Genomic DNA, 21,648 nt, shown 5'->3' on the forward strand with positions numbered 1-21,648 from the left:
CACAAGGCCGACCCGGCAGTCATGGGACGGGACGGTAGCGTCGCGTTCATGACTGACGCCAGCGATTTCCCGTTCCGGTCCGTCCCCACCACCACCCTCGCCGACCTCCTCGGCCGTCGGCAGGTCATGGACATCGGCATCCGCCCGTTGTGGGGGCCGGTCGGGCGGGTGGCCGGTCCCGCCTTCACCGTGCGCTGCCCTCCGGGGGACAACCTCATGCTCCACGCGGCCATTCACCGGGCGCCCGCGGGATCGGTCGTCGTCGTGGAGTCGGGGGACACCGACTGGGCGCTGGCGGGCGGCAACGTGTGCGCCGTCGCCCAGCGGCGCGGCATCGCGGGCTTCGTCCTGGACGGGCTGATCCGTGACCTCGGCGAGGTGCGGGAGGCCCGGTTCCCGGTCTTCGCCCGGGGCGTCATCCCCATCCCGGGTGCCAAGGCCGCCGCGACGCCGCTGAACGAGCCCGTGACCTGCGGGGGCGTGCGCGTCGAGGCCGGTGACGTCGTGGTGGCCGACGAGGAGGGCGTGGTCGTCGTCCCGGCCGCGCGCGGCGAAGAGATCCTGGCCGCGGCCCGCGCCAAGCTCGCCAAGGAGGCCGCCGAACCGCTGGAGGCGTGGGAGCAGGCACACCGGACGCGCATCGCCAAGATCCTCGCGGACCAGGGATACGAGGACGGGACGCCCCCGGCGTAGCAACACCGGCTCCGGGGCCCCATTTCCGCCTGCCCCTGGCCCGCCGACCGGTTCCGCCGACCCCATCCCGCTGGCTTCCGCCGACCGGCTTTCAACGGCCCCGCCCGGGTGTTCGATGCCGAGAGGGTCGGCGAGACACTCATGGACATCAGGCCAGGGCTGCACGAGACGGACAACTTCCAGCACTGGCCGCCGTGGCGGCCGCTCGTCGTCGAGACCGCCCGGGCAGCAGTCGCTGCACAAGGGTGCTCGTCGTCGTCTTGCCCACGCCGTGCGTGCCGTTGATCCACACGATCACGGCCCCACGCTAGCCCGTCCGAGTGGTGTAGCGCACTATTGCAAGCAGCTGCTTGCAATAGTTAGCGCAAGGGTGCACAGTGGAGTCATGGCATCGCTCAACGTCGGCAATCTCGGTGAGTACCTGCGCGAGCAGCGGCGCAACGCGCAGCTGTCGCTCAGGCAGCTCGCCGACGCCGCCGGGGTGTCCAATCCGTACCTGAGCCAGATCGAGCGCGGACTGCGCAAGCCGAGCGCGGAGGTGCTGCAGCAGGTCGCCAAGGCCCTGCGGATCTCCGCCGAGACGCTGTACGTCCGCGCCGGCATCCTCGACGCCGAGCGGGACCGGGACGAGGTGGAGACGCGCGCCGTCATACTCGCCGATCCCACGCTGAACGAGCGGCAGAAGCAGGTGCTGCTCCAGATCTACGAGTCGTTCCGCAAGGAGAACGGCTTCGGGACCGACACGGCCGGCGACGAGGACGACGCGGCCCGGACCAACGCCGCGGTCGTCGAGGCCGTCCGGTCCGGCGACGGCACGGTGGACACCGAGGGCGACGACCCAGTCGTACGCCACGGCCGGAAGGCACCCCAGACCCGCGCGGCCGGTGAACGCGAGAACGCCGCGCGCCGCACCCGCACGTCCGACGGCAGCGACGCCGAACCGCACGACCCGCAGCAGCCTGCCGGCTGAGCAGACTGCCCGGGACTCAAAACCCTCAGCTGAAAGCGACCGGGAAGGACCATCGTCATGGCCATCACCGACGACCTCAAGAAGACCCTCAGCGACCCGACGCCGCTCTACTTCGCCGCCGGTACCGCGGACCTCGCCTACCAGCAGGCCAAGAAGGTGCCCGCGCTCGTCGAGCAGCTGCGCGCCGAGGCCCCGGCCCGCATCGAGGCCGTGCGCAACACCGACACCAAGGCCGTGCAGGAGAAGGCGCAGGCCAGGGCCAAGGAGGCGCAGGCCCGCGTCAAGGAGACCCAGGAGTCCCTGCAGACCAAGGTCAACGAGTTCATCAGCACCCTCGACGGTGACTTCAAGAAGCTCGGCGCCACCATCGACGCCGACCTGAAGAAGTTCGGCGAGGCCGCCCAGGACATCGCGCTGCGCGGCGTCGGCGTCGCCGCCGAGTACGCCGTCAAGGCCCGGGAGACCTACGAGAAGGTCGCCGAGCACGGCGAGCAGGCCGTGAAGACCTGGCGCGGCGAGGCCGCCGAGGGCATCGAGTCCGTGGCCGAGGAGGTCGAGGAGCTCGCCGTCGCCGTCGAGCCCAAGGCCGAGCCGGTCGAGGTCAAGGCCGAGCCGGCCACCCCGGCCACGGCCGCCGCCGTCTCCACCCCGGCCACGAAGCCCGTCGCGAAGAAGACGCCGGCGCCTCGCAAGGCCGGCGCGAAGAAGACCACGCCGCCCGCCAAGTGACACGAACGGGTGAACGAGGACGGGCCGGGCACTCCAGGGGTGCTCGGCCCGTTGTTCGGGTAGCGGGAGTCCGGCACCGGGTACGGTGACCGCGTAAGGACGAGCCGAGTCGGGTGGTGGACGTTGTGCTGATGCAGGGCTTCGCAGGGTTCCTGGGGCTGCTCTATCTGGCCATGGTGATCCTCGCCGTGGTGGCGCTGGTGATGGCCGCGCTCTTCCGTGACGACGCGTACCGGGCGGCCGACAAGCAGAACAAGGGCTTCTGGCTGATCATCCTCGGCATCGCGGTGGCGGTGAACCTCCTGGTGCCGATGCTCTTCCTGCAGCTCGCGGGCCTGGTGGCCTCGATCGTCTTCTTCGTGGACGTCCGCCCCGCCCTCAAGCAGGTCTCGGGCGGCGGATTCGGCCGCCGCCGCGGTGGCGGCAGCAGCAGCGACGGCCCCTACGGCCCGTACAACGGCGGCCGCTGAACCGGACACCTGCGTGAGGGCCGAGGCCCCGCCCAAGGCCTACCAGCTACTGGCCTCGGCCCTCTGGCAAGGCTGGCTCCCGGGCCTCAGCCCAGCCGGTCCAGCAGCAGCACCGCGACGTCGTCCGTCAGCTCGCCGCCGTTGAGGTCGCGCACCTCGTTCACCGCGGCCCGCAGCAGTTCCTCCCCGCCGAGCCCCTCGCCCACGAGCCGCCGGACCATCTCCACCATGCCGTCCTGCCCGAGCCGCTCCAGACCCTCCCCGATCCGGCCCTCGATCAGGCCGTCGGTGTAGAGCATCAGACTCCACTGCCGTCCCAGCTCGACCTGCATCCGCGGCCAGCGGGCCCCGGGCAGCAGCCCCAGAGCGGGTCCGTTGTTGTCGTACGGCAGCAGCTTCGCGGGCCGGCCGGGCCGCGCGAGCAGCGGCGAGGGATGACCGGCCAGGCAGAGCCCGGCCCGCCGCCCGTCCGGCGCGATGTCGACGGTGCACAGGGTCGCGAAGATCTCGTCGTCCGCCCGCTCGTGCTCCAGCACCTGCTGCAGGGTCCCCAGCAGTTCGTCCCCGCACAGTCCCGCCAGGGTCAGCGCGCGCCAGGCGATCCGCAGCTCCACACCGAGCGCCGCCTCGTCCGGGCCGTGCCCGCACACGTCGCCGATCATGGCGTGCACGGTCCCGTCGGGCGTGCGGACGACGTCGTAGAAGTCACCGCCGAGCAGCGCGCGCGACCGCCCCGGCCGATACCGCGCGGCGAAGCGCAGCTGCGAGCCCTCGAGCAGCGGGGTGGGCAGCAGACCGCGCTCCAAGCGCCGGTTCTCCTGCGCCCGCAGCCGCCCCTCGGCGAGCCGCCGCTCAGCCGTGTCGGAACGTTTCCTCTCGACGGCGTACCGGATCGCCCGGCTCAGCAGTCGCGCGTCCAGCTCGTCCCGGAAGAGGTAGTCCTGGGCGCCCACCCGCACCGCCTCGGCGCCGCGCTCGGCGTCGCCGGACGCGGTGAGCGCGAGGACGGCGTGCCGGGGTGCGAGCTGCAGCACGTGCCGGAGCACGGCGAGCTCGTCCTCCTCGGCGCCGCGCCCGGGGGCGGGCAGGGCGAGGTCGAGCAGGATGCAGTGCACGTCGTCGGTGAGCAGCCGCTCGGCCTCGGTGAGGTTGCGGGCGGTGCGGACCCGGACGGGGGTGCCGGCCGAGTCCCGCAGTTCGGGCACGACGGTGGAGCCACCCGGATCGTCCTCGATCAGCAGCAGCGTCAGAGGTGCGGTGGCGGCGTGGTTGTCGACCTTGGCTTCCTTGCTCGGGGACGGGTCCTTGGAGGTGCCGCCTCGGTGTGCGGCCGGCGCCTGACCACTCTCCGCGGCCGGGAACGCTCGCTGCCGCGGTATGGGTACGGGCATCGTCTTGAGTTCCTTCCCTCCCCCCGAGGGCGGTGGACCGAGGGACCTCGAACCACCGACGGGGACCATAGCGGTAGTCGGCGGGCGAGCGGAATGGTGTGGGCCACGTCCCCGCCACACCGGCCAGCGTCATATGCCGCGATATATACCGCAGTTGGACAGGTCGGCCCACCAGGGCGAATGACGAAGGTCACGTCCGCCGGGCGTTTGGGAGCGGCCGGGGTGCCGTGCGTCACGTGGTGCCGGTCTCACGCGTCCGGCCGTACCACCCCGAGGATCGGCATGGATCCGGCCCCCGCGATCGTCACGGTCCGCCCGGGCCGCGGGGCGTGCACGATGGCGCCGTCGCCGATGTACATGGCGACATGGCTGGCGTCGTCGAAGTAGATGATGAGGTCCCCGGGTCGCATGTCCTTGATGTCGACGTGCTTGAGCTGCTTCCACTGCTCCTGCGACGTACGGGGGATGGGGTGGCCGGCGTTCAGCCAGGCCTGGGAGGTCAGCCCCGAGCAGTCGTAGGACTTCGGTCCCTCGGCGCCCCACACGTACGGCTTGCCGATCTGGTCGGTGGCGAACTTCACGGCCTTCTTGCCCTCTTCGGACGCCTTGCCGTTGATGTCCTGGAGAATCCCGGAGTCGAGCCAGGCGGTCTGCGCCTTGTAGGCGGCCTCCTGCTCCAGCTTCGCGAGCCGCTCCTTCTCCTCCTTCTGCAGCCGCCCTTGAAGCTTCTCGGCCTCCGAGATCTGCTTCTTGATCTTCTTCCGGGCGGCGTCCTTCGCCTTGCGGTTGGCCTCCAGCTTCTTCCACTGCGCGGAGGCGTCGGCCGCGTACTGCTGCAAGTCCTGCTGGGTGCGGGTCATTTCGGCGATGAGTCCCTTGGTGGCCCGCTGCCCCTCCAGCACCCGGCCCGCGCCGTCGAGGAACTCCTGCGGATCGTCGCTGAGCAGCAACTGCGCCTCGTCGGGCAGCCCGCCCCCGCGATACTGCGCGGCGGCAGCGGCCCCCGCTCGCTTCCTCAACTCGTCCAGCCGCTGCTGACTCTTGACGATCTTCTTGGCCAGATCGACGATCGCGGCGGACTGCGTCTGCGCCTGTTCCTCGGCCGCGTTGTAGGAGTCCGTGGCCACGGCGGCATCGTGATAGAGCCGGTCGAGCTTGGCCTGAACGGCCTCAAGCTCCTTGTTGGAGGCGGGAGTCGCCGACGCGCTCGGCGTGGGCGTCGGGCTCGCGAACGCCGTCCCCGGCGCCGTCAGTACGGTGACCGCGCAGACCACGGTCACGGCAGTCGCGATCAGACCGCGCTTGCCCGCACCCATAGCGCTCCCCCAATCTGATTTACCGTCAGTAACTTACGGACACTCGGGGGATCGTGCCATGGTCAGGCGCAAAACGACAGAGTCCGTCGCACCCGAAACTTCCCCCCTCCGCCTCCCCCCATGACGATCTCCCGCCTTTGTGACGAACGCCGCACCGCATCCGTTCCCCGCAGGTCACAGCCCCGAAGGCGCCAAGGCCCCCCACTCCACGGTCACTTCACCCTGCCGCCACCGCCCGGGCCCGTCCACCACGGGCCAGTGGCCCCCCAGATCCCGCACGGCCCGAATCCAGCGCTGCCGCGCGCCGTAGGAGGCATAGGGCGCAGCGGCGGCCCAGGCCCGGTCAAAATCACGCAAGAACGAATGAACGGCCTCACCCGGAACGTTCCGGTGAATAAGGGCCTTGGGAAGCCGTTCCGCGAGATCCGAAGGCCGCTCCAACGACCCCAGCCGCGCAGCGAAGGTGACCGTACGAGGCCCTTCCGGCCCGAGCGCGACCCACACGTGCCGGCGCCCGATCTCGTCACAGGTCCCCTCCACGAGCAGCCCGTCCGGTGCGAGCCGCCCGCACAGCCGCTCCCACACCCCGGGAACCTCGCCCTCCTCGTACTGCCGCAGCACGTTCGCGGCACGGATCAACACCGGCCGCCCCACGACCGGAACCTCGAACCCGCCATGCAGAAAGACGAGCCCCTCCCGCTCGTAGGCCTTCGCCGCGGCGACCCTGGCGGGCTCGATCTCGACGCCCACGACACGCGTCCGCGGAGCCACGCCACGCAAACGCTCCAGCAACTCGACGGCGGTCCAAGGGGCAGCCCCGTACCCCAGATCGATCGCAACAGGCTCCACGGCACACCGCAGCGCCCGCCCCTGCACCGCCGCGATCCACCGATCCATCCGACGCAGGCGATTGGGATTGGTGGTCCCACGCGTCACGTTCCCCACAGGACGACGGATGGCACGAGCGGTCATGCCCAAGAGGGTAGGCGCCCGCCACCGCGCCCCGCGCAACGGCGAGCAGGGGCCGTGCCGGGGGTGCCCGCCCGCAGCGTCGGGCGTCCATCACCGTCCACACCCCACCCAACGGCACCGCCCGACCGAGGACGGACACCCCCCGGCACGGCCCCGACCCACAACGGACCCGGCGCACCACCACGCACCCTCCACGCACCCCACGCCCGCACCGTCCACGCACCCCACCCCCGCACCGCACCCTCCACGCACCCCACCCCCGAACAGTTGAGCGACAACCGGTAATGCTTCGGCAAAAACCCCACCCTCCGGAATGGGAACGCCTCCCTCCGCTGTTCATCCAGGTTGAAGGCCCCCGCCCGGCATGCCCGCAGCAAGGAGGATCGCCAAGTGAGCCGACTGAGGCTCCACCGCCGCCCCCGCCGCGTAGCCATGCTCTCCGTGCACACCTCCCCGCTCCACCAGCCCGGCACAGGCGACGCCGGCGGCATGAACGTCTACATCGTCGAGCTGGCCCAACGCCTCGCCGCGATCAACGTCGAGGTGGAGATCTTCACGCGCGCCACCACCGCGACCCTGCCCCCCACGGTCGAGCTGTCCCCCGGCGTCCTGGTCCGCCACGTCGACGCCGGCCCCTACGAGGGCCTGGCCAAGGAGGACCTCCCCGCCCAGCTCTGCGCCTTCACGCACGGCGTCATGCAGGCCTGGGCCGGCCACCGCCCGGGCTACTACGACCTGGTCCACTCCCACTACTGGCTCTCCGGCCACGTCGGCTGGCTCGCGGCCCAGCGCTGGGGCGTCCCCCTGGTCCACGCCATGCACACCATGGCCAAGGTCAAGAACGCCAACCTCGCCGACGGCGACACCCCCGAGCCCGCGGCCCGCGTGATCGGCGAGACCCAGATCGTCAACGCGGCGGACCGCCTGATCGCCAACACCTCCGAAGAGGCGGACGAACTCGTACGCCACTACGACGCCGCCCCCGCCAAGGTCGCGGTGGTCCACCCCGGCGTCAACCTCGACCGCTTCTGCCCCGCGGACGGCCGGGCGGCGGCCCGGGCCCGCCTGGACCTCCCTCAGGACGCCCTGATCCCCCTCTTCGCCGGCCGCATCCAGCCCCTCAAGGCACCCGACATCCTCCTGCGCGCGGTGGCGGCGCTCCTCGACGACCGCCCCGACCTGCGCTCCCGCATCGTCGTCCCGATCGTCGGCGGCCCCAGCGGCAGCGGCCTCGCCAAGCCCGAGGGCCTGCAGAAACTCGCCGCCCGCCTCGGCATCGCGGACGTGGTCCGCTTCCGGCCGCCCGTGGACCAGGACCAGCTGGCCGACTGGTTCCGGGCGGCGTCCCTCCTCGTCATGCCGTCGTACAGCGAGTCCTTCGGCCTGGTGGCGATAGAGGCACAGGCGGCCGGCACCCCCGTGCTGGCCGCCGCGGTCGGCGGACTCCCCGTCGCCGTACGCGACACGGAGACCGGTTTCCTCGTACGGGGCCACAACCCCGCCGACTACGCGCGCGTGCTCCGCGCCTTCGCCGACGACTCCGCGCTCACCCCCCGCATGGGCGCCGCGGCCGCCCGCCACGCCCTGTCCTTCGGCTGGGACACCGCGGCCGCCGCCACGGCGGACGTCTACACGGCCGCGATGCAGTCGCACCGCCGTCGCGTACGCTCCCACCATGGCTGACGGAGAGAAGGCGACGCAGGCGGCCCAGATCGTCGAAGCGGTCCTGAAGGACGCCGAACTGGAGTGGGAGACCCCGGCCCCCGGCAACTACGTCGTACAACTCCCGGGCACCCGCAAGCTCAAGACGACGGTCTCCCTCCTGGTCGGCCGCCACTCCCTCTCGCTCAACGCCTTCGTCATCCGCCACCCCGACGAGAACGAACCCGCGTTCCACCGCTGGCTGCTGGAACGCAACCTCAAGCTCTACGGCGTCAGTTACGCCGTCGACCACCTGGGCGACGTCTACGTCACCGCCAAGCTCCCCTTGTCCTGCGTCACCCCCGACGAGATCGACCGCCTCCTCGGCCAGGTCCTGGAAGCGGCGGACGGCAGCTTCAACACCCTCCTGGAACTGGGCTTCGCGACGGCCATCCGCAGGGAGTACGAGTGGCGCGTCTCACGAGGCGAGTCCACACGAAACCTGGACGCCTTCACCCACCTGACCGAGCGTTCCTCGGACTGAATTCAGGTCCATACCTAGCTGACCTTGCGCGGCCTCTTCCGGGCTCCAAGGTGCCGTGGCATGCTCACGCTCGGCGCAGATATGAACTGCGTTCACATCCATGACTGCACTGACATGGAAGGGCGTATGAGCATGGGCAACGCGCACCTCTCCAGACGGACTCTCCTGGGTACGGCGACGGCCGTGGCACTCGGCGCGGTGACCGGCACGGCGGCCGCGGTCACACCCCCGGCCGCGGCCGCATCCCAGGGCCAGGTCCCCACCCTCTGGCGGGAGTTCACCCGCGCCCCCTTCACCCACCCGCAGATCCCGTACGTGGGCCGGGCCGGCTGCCGTCGCGGAGCAGCCCGCCTCCCCCGCCGCCCCAGCGTCGCCGACATCCGCGACTACGGCGCCGTCCCCGACGGCGTGACCGACTGCGCCCCCGCGATCAACCGTGCCGTCGCCGCCGCCGGCAAGGCCGGCGGCGGCACGGTCACCATCCCGCCCGGCACGTTCCGCATCGACGGCCTGATCCGCATCGGGTACGACGACGTCGTCCTGCGCGGCGCCGGCAGCACCCGCACCACCCTGCACGCCACCAGAAGCCTCACCGAACTGATCGGCGTGTACGGCTCCCGCTACGGCGGCACCAAGTCGGCCTGGTCGTGGGCGGGCGGCCTGATCTGGCTGGCCCCCGAGGCCCGCTGGAACTCCCTGGTCACCGCCATCAGGGCCCAGGACTGGCCGTTCGAGGGCTGGACGGGCAACAAGCGGGACGAGTGGGAGACCCTCACCGCCGTCGAGCCGGCCCGCCAGGGCGACTGGACGGTCACCGTGACCGACCCCTCCCGTCTGCGCCCCGGCACCCTCGTGCTCCTCCGGATCTCCGACGACCCCGCCCACACGCTGCTGCAGCACATGTCGGGCGGCGGCCCCGGCCCGGCGTCGTACTACTGGCAGGACAAGACGAAACTCCTGTCCTACGTGCCCTACGAATGGCCCGTCCGCGTCGCCCGCGTCCGCGGCCGCAGGGTCACCCTGGAACGCCCGCTGCCCCTCGACCTGCGCCCGGAGTGGACCCCCAGGTTCACCACGCACGTCCGTGGGCTGACGGGTTCCGGCGTCGAGGGCCTCACCCTGGACGTGGTGGAGACCCCGCAGTCCCCGCACCTCCTCGACAAGGGCTACAACGGCGTCGTCCTGCAGTGCGCGTACGACTGCTGGGTGGACGACGTCACCGTCCGCAACGTCGACAACGGCTTCGGCCTGGTCGCCGCGTCCTCCTGCACCCTGCGCCGCACCCGCGTCGGCGGCCGGGGAGAGCACCACCCCTACTTCTGCCGCGAGGGCTCGCACGACAACCTGATCGAGGACTTCACCGTCGAGGACCGCACGGTCCCGGCCCCCGACGGCACCCAGCTGCACGGCATCAACGTCGAGGGCCTGTCCTCCCACAACGTGTGGTCGCGCGGCGACATGCGCATGGGCACCTTCGACTCCCACCGCGGCCTGCCCTTCGCGAACGTCCGCACCGACATCACGGTGAACAACAACGGCCGCCACGGCGGCGACGCGAACGCCGGCCCGCTCTTCGGCGCCCGCTTCACGCACTGGAACATCCGGGTCACCAACGGCAGGGCGGGCCTGATGAAGCTCGACGGACTCGCCCCCTACTCGGCGACGGTCGGCCTCGACACGGTCACCGACTTCGACCAGACCGACGTTCCGGACTTCACCGGCGACCTGCACTCCCGACTGGAGCTGTACCCCACGACGAACACGGTCCGCCCATCCAACCTGTTCGAGGCCCAGCGGAACCTGTGACTCGCTCACGCCGCCGCACGCAGCGCTCGAAGGCGCGCCTGTGCCAGTCGGTGCCGGGACCTCAGGGGCCGGAGCGATCTCACCGCCGTCCGTCTTTCGCGGCGTACCGTCCCGGCGTCACCCCCACCAGCTTGCGGAAGTGACGGGTGAGGTGGGACTGGTCGAAGAAGCCGGTCGCCGAGGCCACCTCGCCCGGTGGCCGGCCGTCGAGCAGGAGGCGGCGGGCGCGGTCGACGCGGCGGGAGTTGAGGTACTGGTGCGGGGCGATGCCGTAGGCGGTGGAGAAGGCCCGTACGAGATGGGCGGGATGGGCGTGGAGCAGGGCGGCGGCGTCGTCCAGGGTGAGCCCGGCGACGACATGCTCGTCGAGGAGCTCGCGCAGGCGGCGGGCGAGGACGGGGTCGGGTCGGGGGTCGTCGGTGGGCAGACGGGGGCGCAGGTGGGCGCGCAGCCGCTCGCCGATGAACGCCAGTCGGCTCTCCGCCTCCAGCTCGTCGCCGGGGTGCGCCAGGGCGCCGTGCAGCCGGCCGACGCGGTGGCGCAGCTCCGGGTCGCGCAGGTCCGGCCGGTCGACGGCGGGGCCGATCAGGCCGTCGGGCAGGTGGGTGGCGTCGAGGTACAGGACGCGTTTGCGGAAGCCGTGCGGGGTGGCGGGGGAGCCGTTGTGCGGGACGTGCGGCGGGAGCAGGGTGACCGTGTCGTGCGGGGTGCCGTGCTCGTGCCGGTCGAGGTCGTACCGTACGGCCCCGTCGTCCACGATGAGCAGCGTCCACGCGTCGTGGACGTGCATCGGGTAGGCGTACTCGGTGAAGTGCGCGTGGAAGACCTCCACGACGCCCGGCACGGTCGGGCGCCAGGCGGAGACTTCCTGCCGGGTGGCCATGCAAAGAACGTACAAGACGAGGTCGCGGGGCGGTCGGCAGTCTCGTTCCATGAGCAGCGAACCCATCCGTTTCGACACCAAGATCGCCGTCCTGCTGCGCGAGGACCTGGAGCCCTGGCAGCGTCTCAACGTCACCGCCTTCCTGGTCAGCGGCCTGGGCACACAGGTCCCGGAGGTGGTCGGCGAGCCCTACGAGGACGCGGACGGCGTCCAGTACCTGCCGATGTTCCGCCAGCCGGTGATGATCTTCGAGGGGACGAAGGAGACGCTGACCGCGGCCCACACGCGGGTGCTGTCCCGGGCGCTCCCGCGCGCGGTCTTCACGTCCGACCTCTTCGCCACGGGCAACGACCGGGACAACCGGGCGGCGGTACGGGCCGTGGGGACCGGGGAGCTGGACCTGGTGGGGCTGGCGGTGTACGGGCCCAAGAACGCGGTGGACAAGGTGGTGAAGGGGGCACGGATGCACCCGTGACCCCTTCTGACCCCGTACCACCGGAACCCGATCGCACCGCGACCGAATCCGCGACCGAATCTGCACAGTGCATACGCAACCGCGGTCAGGGCGGGTTCGGTTGGGGCGGAGTTGTCCGGTTCGGTGCGGCCGCCGCAACGGCTGTCGCGTCCCCGGACGGGCGCGCCTGTAGAGAACCCGGCACCAACTGGTGTGCACACCCACACGGTTCGGTCGCCTGCGCGCCCAACTGCCCTGCTGGGAGCGGGTACGGACTGGATGCCCGGCACACGGCGTGGTTTGATCCTGCGCACCGCGGCATGCCCGTCTGTACCCCCAGCGGGGCCGCTCCCCCCATGTGGACCATCCATGCGAAGGGCACTTTCCCCATGAACTCCGCTCCCCAGATGCAGACCCTCGAGATCTCCGACGCCGAGCTCGACAACGTCTCCGGTGGCCTGAGCCCCCAGGCCGACGTCACCGCCGGCTCCACCACGCTCGGCACCGCGGCCGTGCTGTCCGAGGCCGACGCGGTCAAGGCGACCGCCCTCGGCGTCGCCGGCGGCACCCTCGGCGCGCTTCCCCAGCACGTCGGCGTGAACGTCTGCCTCTGACGCACACGAGCGTCGGCGTCCGACGCACACCCGTGCAGCGAGCCCCCCACCGGCGGAGAAGGCGGTAGGGGGCCCGTCGCGTCCGGGGCCCGTCGCGTCCGGGGCAGGCGCGTCGAGGGCCCGTCGTGTCGGTCAGCCGGCGGCGACCTCGGCCTCGGCCTTGGCGGCCCCGGTCCGCTCCGCCACCGGTCCCTCCTCCGGCATGCGCCGCATCAGCACGCCGTATCCCACGGCGGCCAGCGTGCCGACGGCCGCGCACAGCCCCCACAGCCAGCCGGCACCGAGGTGGTCGATGACGAAGCCGGACATCAGGGGGGCGACGAGCGCGGCGAGCGACCAGGACAGGGTGTAGACGCCCTGGTAGCGGCCGCGGCCGTGGACGGGGGAGAGGCGGACGACCAGGCCCGTCTGGGTCGGGGCGTTGATCATCTCGCCGAGAGTCCACACGCACACGGTCAGGGCGAAGACGCCGACCGACCCGGCGAAGGCGGTGAGCCCGAAGCCGTAGCCGGCGAGGACGGACGAGACGACGAGCAGCCGCCGGGGGTCCCGGTCGGCGATGAACCGCGTCACCGGGATCTGCAGGGCGACGATCAGGATGCCGTTGACGGCGATGGCGAGTCCGTAGTCGGCGGGCGTGAACCCGGCCGCGCCCATCGCGACCGGCAGGCCGACCGAGCCCTGCTGGAAGACGAGGGCGACGAGGAAGGACAGGCCGACGACGCCCATGTACCGCCCGTCGCGCAGAACGGTCCCGAGACCGATCCCCTCCTCGGCCTCCCGCTGCGCCACCGTCCGCTCCGGCCGCGACTCGGGCAGCTTCAGGAACACGACGACCGCGCAGACGGCGGTCATGCCCGCCTCGATCAGGAAGCCGGCGAGGTAGCTGAACTCGGCGATGAATCCGGCGGCCATGGAGGAGATCGCGAAGCCGAGGTTGATGGCCCAGTAGTTGAGGGAGAAGGCCCGTACCCGGTCCTCGGGGCGGACGATGTCGGCCATCATCGCCTGCACGGCCGGCCGGGAGGCGTTGGAGGCCATGCCGACGAGGAAGGCGACCGCGGCGATCGCCACGGGGTCGTGCACGAAGCCGAGCAGCGCCACGCAGGCCGCGGTGGAGGACTGCGCGATCAGCAGCGTGGGCCGCCTGCCCAGCCGGTCGGCCATCACCCCGCCGCCCAGCGACGAGACGACACCGCCGAGCCCGTGCAGCGACGCGACGAGACCGGCGTAGGAGGCGGAGTAGCCGCGGTCGAGCGTCAGGTAGAGGGCCATGAAGGTCGCGACGAACGCGCCGAGCCGGTTGACGAGGGTGCTCGTCCACAGCCACCAGAACGCGCGGGGCAGTCCGGAGACGGTCTCCCGGGCGGCACGTCTCAGACTGGCGACGGGCATGGCGGATCCCCCACAGATGTAAGCGGCTCAGGCGGCAGGGACAACTTACGGAGATGGGCTCAGGTGAGCCACTCAATTAACAGATGCCGTCAACTGTCCGGCCTTCGGGCAGCCACACGACCGGGCGAATGCGTGGATTACGCTCTGACCCATGGCCGACGCACCGTACAAGCTGATCCTCCTCCGCCACGGCGAGAGCGAGTGGAACGCGAAGAACCTGTTCACCGGCTGGGTGGACGTCAATCTCAACGAGAAGGGCGAGAAGGAGGCAGTCCGCGGTGGCGAGCTTCTGAAGGACGCCGACCTTCTCCCCGACGTGGTCCACACGTCCCTCCAGAAGCGCGCGATCCGCACGGCACAGCTCGCCCTCGAGGCCGCCGACCGCCACTGGATCCCGGTCCAGCGCAGCTGGCGCCTGAACGAGCGCCACTACGGCGCCCTCCAGGGCAAGGACAAGGCGCAGACCCTCGCGGAGTTCGGCGAGGAGCAGTTCATGCTGTGGCGCCGTTCCTACGACACCCCGCCGCCGCCGCTCGAGGACGGCGCGGAGTGGTCCCAGGCCGACGACCCGCGCTACGCGACGATCCCGCCGGAGCTGCGCCCCCGCACGGAGTGCCTGAAGGACGTCGTCATCCGCATGCTGCCGTACTGGTACGACGGCATCGTCCCCGACCTCCTGGCCGGCCGCACGGTCCTGGTCGCCGCCCACGGCAACAGCCTCCGCGCCCTGGTCAAGCACCTGGACGGCATCTCGGACGCCGACATCGCGGGCCTGAACATCCCGACGGGCATCCCCCTCTACTACGAACTCGACGCCGACTTCAAGCCGGTGACGAAGGGCGGCAAGTACCTCGACCCGGAGGCGGCCGCAGCAGCGATCGAGGCGGTCAAGAACCAGGGCAAGAAGAAGTAGCCCGAGCCCAAGATGCCCCCCACCCGCGGTTGTTCCGTCGGTGGGGGGCATTTGCTTCACGGGGAAGTGGGTGCCGCGCCGCGAGGGCGAGAGGCTTCCGAAGGGGGGATCACGTGTCGGGGGTGCCGGGTGCCGGGCGGGGAGTCTCAAGGCGGAGCACGAGTGCCCGTAGGGCGCGGAGTTCGGTGTCCAGGGCCTGCGCGCCTTCGCGGGTGAGCGCTACCCATGTTCGGGGGCGGCGACCGGCGTAGCCCTTCTCCACCGTGATCATTCCGGACTCCTCGAGCACTTTCAGGTGCCGGGAGAGATTTCCGTCGGTCACGGCCAGTTGCTTCTTCAGGAAGCCGAACTCGACCCGGTCGGCTTCGCGGGCGACGGTGAGGACGCCGAGCCGCACGCGCTGGTGGACGGTGTCGTCCAGCGCCTGGGTGGGATGCGGTTCCTCTTGGTCGTCCTGCGCCGCGGTCGAGTCTTCGACGCTCATGGGACGACCGTACCCGCACCGGCGACACCGGGGGCGCTCCGGCGGCGGGCCGCCGTCGACTCGTACAGGCCGGCGAGGAGCAGGATCGCGGCGAGCAGAAGAGCCTTGAACTGCGGTCCGTCAACCCAGCCGGGGTGGGCGGGGTGTTGCCAGGGGAGCCATCCGCCGCCCCAGGAGGCGCCGAGATACCCCGTGAGCAGCAGGGCGTGCGCGATGCCGGCCGATGCGGTGATCCAACTGCGTTCGGTCAGGCCGAGGGCGAGAAGTCCGATGCCGACGACGTACCAGGGGGAGGCGTAACTGTTCTCCAGCAGCGCGGCCTCCCAGGGCTGGTCCTTGCCGAACAGCAGTGCTGCCAGAGCCACCGTGATCACAGTGGTGGCGGCCAAGGTCACCCGAACCCATATGCCGCGGCGGGGGACGACGCCCCGAGCCTCGCCGCGCAGGCGATACCAGCGGGCGAAGAAGAACCATGCAAGGGGGAGGAGCGCGAACCACACGCCCCATGCCGCGAAGCGCAGGACGGCCCCGTCGAACTCTCCCTTCTGGCAGGGCGTTCCCGGTTGGTGGACGACGCACAGACCGGTCAGCTCGGCGTAGGCGAAGGCCGGATAGGACGCGATGTTGCGTCCGTGGGCCCCGAAGTTGAAGGCGAAGCGCGCGACCGGAACGGCCGCCAGCGCAAGGAACCCGAAGCCGAGCAGGGGAGCCCATGCTCCGTTGGTCTGCATCCGGGTCCTCGCCTGGAGGCCTTCCGTCGCGGCCAACAAGGCGGCCGCAGCCGTCTCCGACCGCGATCCCCCATTGCTCGATGCGGATGGTCCCATCCGTCCCCCCGTGGTCGTCGCTCTGACAGCGCTCGTGAACGGACCGCCGAGAGGCCGCCCGCTGGCTAACTTTGCATCACAAAGTACATGGCAATCAAGAGTCAGTGCGGACGGCGCCCTTCGATACGGTCCCGGCATGGTGAACGGCGGCCGTGTGCCCGAGAAGGTGGCGTGGGTTCTGGTGCGGGATGAGCGGGTGCTGGTGACGCGCAGTCACGGCAGGGACCGCTTCTACTTCCCGGGTGGTCACCGCGAGCCGGGCGAGTCCGACGGCGAGACACTGGTGCGGGAGATCGACGAGGAGCTACGTGCGGTGATCGACCCCGACTCCATGGTGCACTTCGGCACGTTCGAGATCGGCGAGGGCCATCCCGGGCACGGCCCCTTCCGGATGATCTGTTACACCGCCGATCACCGCGGTGAGCTCACCCCGTCGCGGGAGATCGCCGAGAAGGCGTGGTTCGCCCACGCCGACAGGGGCCGGGTGTCGGCCGTCGACGCGATGGTCTTCGACGCGCTGCACGAGGCCGGCCGGCTGTCCTGATCCCTGATCGCCGGCAGCCGGGCCGTCGGCCCGCGTGTGTTCTCTCAGGTGCCGCTCTCCGGGCCCCACCGCTCCGGGCCCACCCCGCGCCAGTCGATCCAGGGGGAGTCCGCGACGTCCGACGGGTCGATCTCCAGGCCGGCGCGGCGGAGGAACTCGGCGACGTCGACGACGTTGTGGGCCAGGCCGAGGATCTCGCCGTCCACGCGTACGCGTCGTCCACCCGTGGGGGAGGGCGGGTGCACGATCACGCGTATCGGTCCGGTCATGCCCTCAGGATCGTCCGGGACATACGGTCCCGCATTCCGGTGCGTCATTCGAGGACTCCCAGCTCGGTGTCCGGACGGCAGAAGGTGCACGGTGCGATGTCGGGTTCGGTGAGGGCGGCGCGGGCCTCCCGGCCCCGGACGGGGTGCGCCGGACCGTCGATCATGGTGCAGTCGTCCGTGTGGATCATGGCCGGCTCGGGGCCGTCGGGAGTGCGCTTCTGCTGGACGACGAAGCCGGTGGACCGTCGTCCGCCGCGATCGGGCGCGTCCGGGCGCCGTCGGCGAGGCGGACCGTTGCCGTCCGCCTCGGCCGGACGTCCTCCCTCGGCCCGCGCGAGCGCCTCGCGCACGGCGTCCCGCTGGAGCCGCAGGTACACCCCGACGGCCTGGTGGTCGGAGATCCGCTCCTCGAGGAAGGCCAGGATCGCCCGCAGCCGTGGCGCATCAGGAGGCAGCGCGGACACGGCCCGCACCCTCGCCGCCCGCGACGCGGCCGCTCACCTCACGTCCCGCCCGGTCCTCCCGGACCGACGGGGGACGGCGTTCCATTCCTGCTGTGCCTCGGTGGCCGGGTCGACGGAAAACGATCGCATGGCCAAATTCAAGCACGTGTTCGATTTATGCGTCCATCGCCGGCCCTCGGACGCCGGCCCAGTCCCGCAGCGCCCGGGCGTGTTCGCGGATCAGGGACATACGGGCCTGCCACTCCGGCCCGGCGGTGTGGTGCGGGTGCGCGGTGATCTGGGCCCCGTGCTTGCGGTACAGCAGGCCCGTCTCACCGTGGAACCACCCGTCCGTCAGGGCGTCGAGGCCGAGGAGGAGCCCGGTGTCGCCGGACGCCGGCAGGGCCATCCACCCTCCGAGGAGCGCGAGGAGCGCGCGCCGGACGCAGAGGGTGGCGGGGTGGACCCGCGGGCGGTGGTGCTCGTCCCAGAAGGGGAAGGCGCTGCCCCGGGGGAGCGGGCCGGGCGGCGGGTCGCTGAGTTCGAAGGAGACGGTGCTGCCGTCCTCGAGGAGATCGCTGACGCGCGACGTGGTCCAGCCGATCTCCGGCCGCTCTTCGAGTACGGCGATGTCGCGGGCGAGGACACCCGGGGTGAGCTGGTCGTCGGCGTCGAGGTTCTTCACGTACCGGCCGGTGGACCGCGCGAAGGCCAGCGTGCGCGCCACATGGGGGCCGCCGTGGCGTGCCGTGGAGATCCGGACGCGCGGATCGTCGTCGGGGAGGTGGGCGGCCGCGTGGACGCCGGGCCCGTCCTCCTGCACGCACCACTCCCACGACCAGCCGTCGGGCAGCCGCTGGGTGTGCAGGGAGGCGTAGGCGCTCGGGAGGAACCGTACGGCCTCGCCGTGCACCGGTGTGACGACCGAGACGACCTTGCTGTGGACGGGGGTGTGGGTGGCGGGCATCCGGTCCGGCGCTCCCGAGACGTGTCGTGGATCAACTCGCCGCCGAGCTTAGGCCCTGTCGTTCACGGACGAAGGGCCCCGGTGCTCACCGGGGCCCTTCGCTCACGTGGGACTCAACCGCACTGACACGGATTGCCCGACTGGCACCCGCAGCCGCAGCCCGAGCCGCAGCCGCACGCGCCGAAGAGCGGGAGGCTCTTGGTCTCGGCGGGCCGGTCCGTCTCGCGCTCCTGCGTCGGGTCGGGCGTGGTGGGGGCTTCGGCCATGGGTCCTCCTGGAGGCCTAGAGGCTGGTGCCTGTGCCCATTGCATGCCCGCTGTGCTGGGCGCATCAACGGCGCACGGTGGCGTCCGCACGCCCTGACGCCTGCGGTTACGCCCCCTCGGCACCCGCCACCGGCTGGATCTCCGGCTGGATGTCGGTCTGCAGGACGTCCGCGTGCTCACCGGTCACCAGGAACACCACGCGCTTGGCGACGGCCACGGCGTGGTCGGCGAACCGCTCGTAGTAGCGGCCGAGGAGGGTGACGTCCACCGCGGTCTCGATGCCGTGCTTCCAGCGGTCGTCCAGCAGGTGCTGGAAGAGCGTGCGGTGCAGCAGGTCCATCTCGTCGTCGTCCTGCTCCAGCTGCATCGCCAGGTCGACGTCCTTGGTGATGATGACCTCGGCCGCCTTCGCCATGAGGCGCTGGGCGAGCTGGCCCATCTCCAGGATGGTCGCGTGCAGGTCGTGCGGGATCGCGCGCTCCGGGAAGCGCAGCCGCGCGAGCTTCGCGACGTGCTGCGCGAGGTCGCCCGAGCGCTCCAGGTCGGCCGACATGCGCAGCGACGTGACGACGATCCGCAGGTCGGTCGCCACCGGCTGCTGGCGGGCGAGCAGGGCTATGGCCCTGGCCTCCAGTTCGTGCTGGAGCTCGTCGACCTTCTGGTCGCCTTCGATGACGGCCTCGGCGAGCTTCAGATCGGAGTCGAGGATGGCGGTCGTGGCGCGCCCGATCGCCGACCCGACCAGTCGGGCCATCTCCACCAGACCGTCGCCGATCGAATCAAGTTCCTCGTGGTACGCGTCCCGCATCAGGGGTCCCTCTCTTACGTACGTGTGCCTCGGGGCTTCGGGGATCAGAAACCAGCCGCCGAACCGCTGCTGTGAACCCCACGCTCCCACGATCCGGCCGGAACGCGTCGGATTCCGTCATCCCAAATGAACCATCCCTGGCTCCAAGGTGAACTCTGGGCGACGAGTGTTCGAGCTCGCACGTCGACGGCTGTGGGGATGTCGTACCCCCTGCTTAACCTGTTTGCATGGACGTGAACGCGGCGGTCGCCGCAGCGGCAGCGATCGCCGGGGTGCTCACCGGTGTGATCGCCATGCTGGCGTTCCGCTGGAGCGAGCGGGAGCAGAAGCGCCCCACCCGCACCTCCCTGCACACCGACCCGGTGCTTCCACCGGGTGTGGACACCGTTCTGTCCGTGCTCCGGTCGTCGGCCGTCGTCCTGGACGAGGCCGACGCCGTCGTCAAGGCCAGCTCCGCGGCGTACGCCCTGGGCCTGGTCCGCGGTGGCCGGCTCTCGGTCGAGCCGATGCTGCAGATGGCCCGGGACACCCGGCGGGACGGCGAGATACGCCAGGTCGAGCTCGACCTGCCGCGACGCGGGACCGGCCGGGGCGAGGCGCTCGCGGTCTCCGCGCGCGTGGCGCCGCTCGGCTCCCGGCTGGTGCTGCTGCTGGTGGAGGACCTGACCGAGGCCCGCAGGATCGAGGCGGTACGGCGCGACTTCGTCGCCAACGTCAGCCACGAGCTCAAGACGCCCGTCGGCGCGCTCTCCCTGCTGTCCGAGGCCGTCATGGACGCCTCCGACGACCCGGAGGCCGTCACGCGCTTCGCCGGGCGCATGCAGATAGAGGCCACGCGCCTGACCAACCTGGTGCAGGAGCTCATCGACCTCTCCCGGGTGCAGAACGACGACCCGCTGGAGGACGCCGAGCCCGTCCGGGTCGACGAGCTGGTCGCCGAGGCCATCGACCGCTGCCGTCACCAGGCCGGCACCAAGCAGATCACCATGGCCGCCGGCGGCACCGCCGACCTGCACGTCTGGGGCAACCGCGGCCAGCTCGCCGCGGCCCTCGGCAACCTCGTCGAGAACGCCGTGAACTACTCCCCGGCCCGGACCCGCGTGGGCATAGCCGCCCGCAGGGTGACCGCGCCCGGCGGAGACATGATCGAGGTCGCCGTGACCGACCAGGGCATCGGGATATCCGACAAGGACAAGGAGCGCATCTTCGAGCGCTTCTACCGCGTCGACCCGGCCCGCTCCCGTGCCACCGGCGGTACGGGCCTCGGTCTGGCGATCGTCAAGCACGTGGCCGCCTCGCACGGCGGGGAGGTCACGGTGTGGAGCGCCGAGAACCAGGGCTCCACCTTCACCCTCAGGCTGCCGGAGGCGGGTGCGGCCCGTGACCGCGCCCAGCAGCACCCCTACCTCGACGGTCTCGACGAAGAGACCGGCGAACCCACCGAGTCATCCCCGTACGAACCGCTTCCCGCCCCGGAGGTCCTTCCGTGACCCGAGTGCTCGTCGTCGAGGACGAGGAGTCCTTCTCCGACGCCCTGTCCTACATGCTCCGCAAGGAGGGCTTCGAGGTCGCCGTGGCGACCACCGGCCCCGACGGACTCGACGAGTTCGAGCGCAACGGCGCCGACCTCGTCCTCCTCGACCTGATGCTGCCCGGGCTGCCGGGTACCGAGGTGTGCCGCCAGCTGCGCGGCCGCTCGAACGTCCCGGTCATCATGGTGACCGCCAAGGACAGTGAGATCGACAAGGTCGTCGGCCTGGAGATAGGGGCCGACGACTACGTCACCAAGCCGTTCTCCTCGCGCGAGCTGGTGGCCCGCATCCGGGCCGTCCTGCGCCGTCGCGGCGAGCCCGAGGAGGTCACCCCGGCCGCCCTGGAGGCCGGCCCGGTCCGCATGGACGTCGACCGCCACGTGGTGACGGTCTCCGGCTCCAAGGTCGACCTCCCCCTGAAGGAGTTCGACCTGCTGGAAATGCTCCTGCGCAACGCCGGCCGCGTGCTGACCCGTATGCAGCTCATCGACCGGGTCTGGGGCGCCGACTACGTGGGCGACACCAAGACCCTCGACGTCCACGTCAAGCGCCTGCGCGCCAAGATCGAGCCGGACCCGGGCGCGCCCAGATACCTGGTGACGGTGCGCGGGCTGGGCTACAAGTTCGAGCCGTAGAAAGACCGTGGGTCCGTCCGACGGGCCCACGGACAAGGGCGGGACCTCGTGACGAGGTCCCGCCCTTGGTGCGTGTGGGGGC

General features: G+C 71.2%; 25 protein-coding genes and 1 pseudogene. 14 read left to right on the forward strand and 12 right to left on the reverse strand.

All coding sequences use genetic code 11. The features are described from left to right. Positions 1-48: 48 nt before the first annotated feature. From ACQF4J_RS24950 to ACQF4J_RS24970, 5 genes and pseudogenes are all read left to right on the forward strand, one after another. On the forward strand, positions 49-693 hold the full coding sequence (locus tag ACQF4J_RS24950) for an RraA family protein (RefSeq protein ID WP_427166830.1): 645 nt from the start codon (positions 49-51) through the stop codon (positions 691-693). A 108-nt stretch (positions 694-801) separates the two neighbouring features. Beyond that, positions 802-939: pseudogene (locus tag ACQF4J_RS24955) on the forward strand (ATP-binding protein); the annotation flags it as partial. 139 nt (positions 940-1,078) lie between these two features. Next, entirely contained in the window at positions 1,079-1,663 is a 585-nt protein-coding gene (locus ACQF4J_RS24960; protein ID WP_351560562.1) for a helix-turn-helix domain-containing protein, read from the forward strand. 57 nt (positions 1,664-1,720) lie between these two features. Next, positions 1,721-2,392, forward strand: a complete 672-nt coding sequence (locus ACQF4J_RS24965) for a hypothetical protein (protein WP_351560564.1) — start codon at positions 1,721-1,723, stop codon at positions 2,390-2,392. 131 nt (positions 2,393-2,523) lie between these two features. Further along, positions 2,524-2,862, forward strand: a complete 339-nt coding sequence (locus ACQF4J_RS24970) for a DUF2516 family protein (protein ID WP_107416290.1) — start codon at positions 2,524-2,526, stop codon at positions 2,860-2,862. 86 nt (positions 2,863-2,948) lie between these two features. On the opposite strand, the gene ACQF4J_RS24975 is transcribed toward ACQF4J_RS24970, so the two are convergent. The 3 genes from ACQF4J_RS24975 to ACQF4J_RS24985 all read right to left on the reverse strand — a co-directional run bounded on the left by ACQF4J_RS24975 (position 2,949) and on the right by ACQF4J_RS24985 (position 6,541). After that, positions 2,949-4,253, reverse strand: coding sequence for a PP2C family protein-serine/threonine phosphatase (locus ACQF4J_RS24975; protein ID WP_351560566.1), 1,305 nt, complete (start codon positions 4,251-4,253; stop codon positions 2,949-2,951). A gap of 248 nt (positions 4,254-4,501) precedes the next feature. Next, complete coding sequence (locus ACQF4J_RS24980) at positions 4,502-5,569, reverse strand: NlpC/P60 family protein (RefSeq protein ID WP_427166831.1); 1,068 nt, start codon at positions 5,567-5,569, stop codon at positions 4,502-4,504. Positions 5,570-5,743: 174 nt separating this feature from the next. Next, entirely contained in the window at positions 5,744-6,541 is a 798-nt protein-coding gene (locus tag ACQF4J_RS24985) for a class I SAM-dependent methyltransferase (RefSeq protein WP_351560570.1), read from the reverse strand. Between the two features lie 432 nt (positions 6,542-6,973). Here ACQF4J_RS24985 and mshA point away from each other — a divergent pair, with 432 nt between their 5' ends. From mshA to ACQF4J_RS25000, 3 genes are all read left to right on the forward strand, one after another. After that, positions 6,974-8,224, forward strand: coding sequence for a D-inositol-3-phosphate glycosyltransferase (gene mshA, locus ACQF4J_RS24990; RefSeq protein WP_427168611.1), 1,251 nt, complete (start codon positions 6,974-6,976; stop codon positions 8,222-8,224). After that, positions 8,217-8,726 carry a YbjN domain-containing protein gene (locus ACQF4J_RS24995; protein WP_351560574.1) on the forward strand — a complete coding sequence of 170 codons (510 nt, stop codon included), beginning with the start codon at positions 8,217-8,219 and terminating at the stop codon, positions 8,724-8,726. Before mshA ends, ACQF4J_RS24995 begins: the two co-directional genes overlap by 8 nt. Positions 8,727-8,852: 126 nt before the next feature. After that, a complete protein-coding gene (locus ACQF4J_RS25000; protein ID WP_427166832.1) occupies positions 8,853-10,532 on the forward strand; it encodes a glycosyl hydrolase family 28-related protein in 1,680 nt (559 codons plus the stop codon). A 79-nt stretch (positions 10,533-10,611) separates the two neighbouring features. On the opposite strand, the gene ACQF4J_RS25005 is transcribed toward ACQF4J_RS25000, so the two are convergent. Further along, a complete protein-coding gene (locus tag ACQF4J_RS25005; protein ID WP_351560578.1) occupies positions 10,612-11,415 on the reverse strand; it encodes an AraC family transcriptional regulator in 804 nt (267 codons plus the stop codon). Between the two features lie 49 nt (positions 11,416-11,464). On the opposite strand from ACQF4J_RS25005, the gene ACQF4J_RS25010 reads away from it, so the two are divergent. Then, positions 11,465-11,890 (forward strand): DUF2000 domain-containing protein, encoded by a 426-nt coding sequence (locus ACQF4J_RS25010; RefSeq protein WP_351799128.1) that lies wholly within the window; start codon positions 11,465-11,467, stop codon positions 11,888-11,890. Positions 11,891-12,258: 368 nt separating this feature from the next. Next, positions 12,259-12,483 carry a hypothetical protein gene (locus tag ACQF4J_RS25015; RefSeq protein ID WP_351560582.1) on the forward strand — a complete coding sequence of 75 codons (225 nt, stop codon included), beginning with the start codon at positions 12,259-12,261 and terminating at the stop codon, positions 12,481-12,483. Between the two features lie 132 nt (positions 12,484-12,615). On the opposite strand, the gene ACQF4J_RS25020 is transcribed toward ACQF4J_RS25015, so the two are convergent. Then, positions 12,616-13,878 (reverse strand): MDR family MFS transporter, encoded by a 1,263-nt coding sequence (locus tag ACQF4J_RS25020; protein WP_351560584.1) that lies wholly within the window; start codon positions 13,876-13,878, stop codon positions 12,616-12,618. 151 nt (positions 13,879-14,029) lie between these two features. On the opposite strand from ACQF4J_RS25020, the gene ACQF4J_RS25025 reads away from it, so the two are divergent. Then, positions 14,030-14,791 carry a phosphoglyceromutase gene (locus ACQF4J_RS25025; protein WP_200705491.1) on the forward strand — a complete coding sequence of 254 codons (762 nt, stop codon included), beginning with the start codon at positions 14,030-14,032 and terminating at the stop codon, positions 14,789-14,791. Between the two features lie 109 nt (positions 14,792-14,900). On the opposite strand, the gene ACQF4J_RS25030 is transcribed toward ACQF4J_RS25025, so the two are convergent. Together ACQF4J_RS25030 and ACQF4J_RS25035 are read right to left on the reverse strand one after the other, a co-directional pair. Further along, positions 14,901-15,275 carry a winged helix-turn-helix domain-containing protein gene (locus tag ACQF4J_RS25030; RefSeq protein WP_351560586.1) on the reverse strand — a complete coding sequence of 125 codons (375 nt, stop codon included), beginning with the start codon at positions 15,273-15,275 and terminating at the stop codon, positions 14,901-14,903. Continuing rightward, complete coding sequence (locus ACQF4J_RS25035) at positions 15,272-16,006, reverse strand: hypothetical protein (protein WP_351560588.1); 735 nt, start codon at positions 16,004-16,006, stop codon at positions 15,272-15,274. Before ACQF4J_RS25035 ends, ACQF4J_RS25030 begins: the two co-directional genes overlap by 4 nt. 232 nt (positions 16,007-16,238) lie before the next feature. On the opposite strand from ACQF4J_RS25035, the gene ACQF4J_RS25040 reads away from it, so the two are divergent. Continuing rightward, positions 16,239-16,646, forward strand: coding sequence for an NUDIX hydrolase (locus ACQF4J_RS25040; RefSeq protein WP_351560590.1), 408 nt, complete (start codon positions 16,239-16,241; stop codon positions 16,644-16,646). 44 nt (positions 16,647-16,690) lie between these two features. Here ACQF4J_RS25040 and ACQF4J_RS25045 read toward each other — a convergent pair whose 3' ends face one another. The 5 genes from ACQF4J_RS25045 to phoU all read right to left on the reverse strand — a co-directional run bounded on the left by ACQF4J_RS25045 (position 16,691) and on the right by phoU (position 19,399). Beyond that, entirely contained in the window at positions 16,691-16,915 is a 225-nt protein-coding gene (locus ACQF4J_RS25045) for a hypothetical protein (RefSeq protein WP_351560592.1), read from the reverse strand. Positions 16,916-16,959: 44 nt separating this feature from the next. After that, positions 16,960-17,379: a DUF6233 domain-containing protein gene (locus ACQF4J_RS25050; protein ID WP_351560594.1), complete on the reverse strand. Its 420-nt coding sequence runs from the start codon at positions 17,377-17,379 to the stop codon at positions 16,960-16,962. 154 nt (positions 17,380-17,533) lie between these two features. Continuing rightward, positions 17,534-18,325, reverse strand: coding sequence for a glycosyltransferase family 2 protein (locus ACQF4J_RS25055; RefSeq protein ID WP_427166833.1), 792 nt, complete (start codon positions 18,323-18,325; stop codon positions 17,534-17,536). 113 nt (positions 18,326-18,438) lie between these two features. After that, complete coding sequence (locus ACQF4J_RS25060; protein ID WP_174267409.1) at positions 18,439-18,591, reverse strand: hypothetical protein; 153 nt, start codon at positions 18,589-18,591, stop codon at positions 18,439-18,441. Positions 18,592-18,697: 106 nt separating this feature from the next. Next, positions 18,698-19,399: a phosphate signaling complex protein PhoU gene (gene phoU, locus ACQF4J_RS25065; protein WP_351560598.1), complete on the reverse strand. Its 702-nt coding sequence runs from the start codon at positions 19,397-19,399 to the stop codon at positions 18,698-18,700. Positions 19,400-19,626: 227 nt separating this feature from the next. Here phoU and ACQF4J_RS25070 point away from each other — a divergent pair, with 227 nt between their 5' ends. Both ACQF4J_RS25070 and ACQF4J_RS25075 read left to right on the forward strand, forming a co-directional pair. After that, positions 19,627-20,889, forward strand: coding sequence for a sensor histidine kinase (locus tag ACQF4J_RS25070; protein WP_351560600.1), 1,263 nt, complete (start codon positions 19,627-19,629; stop codon positions 20,887-20,889). Then, positions 20,886-21,566, forward strand: a complete 681-nt coding sequence (locus tag ACQF4J_RS25075) for a response regulator transcription factor (protein ID WP_015659563.1) — start codon at positions 20,886-20,888, stop codon at positions 21,564-21,566. Before ACQF4J_RS25070 ends, ACQF4J_RS25075 begins: the two co-directional genes overlap by 4 nt. Positions 21,567-21,648 lie beyond the last annotated feature (82 nt).

This window comes from Streptomyces sp. C1-1, assembly GCF_050214755.1.
In the GTDB taxonomy this organism is placed as follows: Bacteria; Actinomycetota; Actinomycetes; order Streptomycetales; family Streptomycetaceae; genus Streptomyces.

What these genes read in the sequence shown, in the direction of transcription:
- ACQF4J_RS24950 (WP_427166830.1), top strand. Translation starts at nt 49, where the DNA reads ATGACTGACGCCAGCGATTTCCCGTTCCGGTCCGTCCCCACCACCACC.
- ACQF4J_RS24960 (WP_351560562.1), top strand. Translation starts at nt 1,079, where the DNA reads ATGGCATCGCTCAACGTCGGCAATCTCGGTGAGTACCTGCGCGAGCAG.
- ACQF4J_RS24965 (WP_351560564.1), top strand. Translation starts at nt 1,721, where the DNA reads ATGGCCATCACCGACGACCTCAAGAAGACCCTCAGCGACCCGACGCCG.
- ACQF4J_RS24970 (WP_107416290.1), top strand. Translation starts at nt 2,524, where the DNA reads ATGCAGGGCTTCGCAGGGTTCCTGGGGCTGCTCTATCTGGCCATGGTG.
- ACQF4J_RS24975 (WP_351560566.1), bottom strand. Translation starts at nt 4,253, where the DNA reads ATGCCCGTACCCATACCGCGGCAGCGAGCGTTCCCGGCCGCGGAGAGT.
- ACQF4J_RS24980 (WP_427166831.1), bottom strand. Translation starts at nt 5,569, where the DNA reads ATGGGTGCGGGCAAGCGCGGTCTGATCGCGACTGCCGTGACCGTGGTC.
- ACQF4J_RS24985 (WP_351560570.1), bottom strand. Translation starts at nt 6,541, where the DNA reads ATGACCGCTCGTGCCATCCGTCGTCCTGTGGGGAACGTGACGCGTGGG.
- mshA (WP_427168611.1), top strand. Translation starts at nt 6,974, where the DNA reads ATGCTCTCCGTGCACACCTCCCCGCTCCACCAGCCCGGCACAGGCGAC.
- ACQF4J_RS24995 (WP_351560574.1), top strand. Translation starts at nt 8,217, where the DNA reads ATGGCTGACGGAGAGAAGGCGACGCAGGCGGCCCAGATCGTCGAAGCG.
- ACQF4J_RS25000 (WP_427166832.1), top strand. Translation starts at nt 8,853, where the DNA reads ATGAGCATGGGCAACGCGCACCTCTCCAGACGGACTCTCCTGGGTACG.
- ACQF4J_RS25005 (WP_351560578.1), bottom strand. Translation starts at nt 11,415, where the DNA reads ATGGCCACCCGGCAGGAAGTCTCCGCCTGGCGCCCGACCGTGCCGGGC.
- ACQF4J_RS25010 (WP_351799128.1), top strand. Translation starts at nt 11,465, where the DNA reads ATGAGCAGCGAACCCATCCGTTTCGACACCAAGATCGCCGTCCTGCTG.
- ACQF4J_RS25015 (WP_351560582.1), top strand. Translation starts at nt 12,259, where the DNA reads ATGAACTCCGCTCCCCAGATGCAGACCCTCGAGATCTCCGACGCCGAG.
- ACQF4J_RS25020 (WP_351560584.1), bottom strand. Translation starts at nt 13,878, where the DNA reads ATGCCCGTCGCCAGTCTGAGACGTGCCGCCCGGGAGACCGTCTCCGGA.
- ACQF4J_RS25025 (WP_200705491.1), top strand. Translation starts at nt 14,030, where the DNA reads ATGGCCGACGCACCGTACAAGCTGATCCTCCTCCGCCACGGCGAGAGC.
- ACQF4J_RS25030 (WP_351560586.1), bottom strand. Translation starts at nt 15,275, where the DNA reads ATGAGCGTCGAAGACTCGACCGCGGCGCAGGACGACCAAGAGGAACCG.
- ACQF4J_RS25035 (WP_351560588.1), bottom strand. Translation starts at nt 16,006, where the DNA reads ATGCAGACCAACGGAGCATGGGCTCCCCTGCTCGGCTTCGGGTTCCTT.
- ACQF4J_RS25040 (WP_351560590.1), top strand. Translation starts at nt 16,239, where the DNA reads ATGGTGAACGGCGGCCGTGTGCCCGAGAAGGTGGCGTGGGTTCTGGTG.
- ACQF4J_RS25045 (WP_351560592.1), bottom strand. Translation starts at nt 16,915, where the DNA reads ATGACCGGACCGATACGCGTGATCGTGCACCCGCCCTCCCCCACGGGT.
- ACQF4J_RS25055 (WP_427166833.1), bottom strand. Translation starts at nt 18,325, where the DNA reads ATGCCCGCCACCCACACCCCCGTCCACAGCAAGGTCGTCTCGGTCGTC.
- ACQF4J_RS25060 (WP_174267409.1), bottom strand. Translation starts at nt 18,591, where the DNA reads ATGGCCGAAGCCCCCACCACGCCCGACCCGACGCAGGAGCGCGAGACG.
- phoU (WP_351560598.1), bottom strand. Translation starts at nt 19,399, where the DNA reads ATGCGGGACGCGTACCACGAGGAACTTGATTCGATCGGCGACGGTCTG.
- ACQF4J_RS25070 (WP_351560600.1), top strand. Translation starts at nt 19,627, where the DNA reads ATGGACGTGAACGCGGCGGTCGCCGCAGCGGCAGCGATCGCCGGGGTG.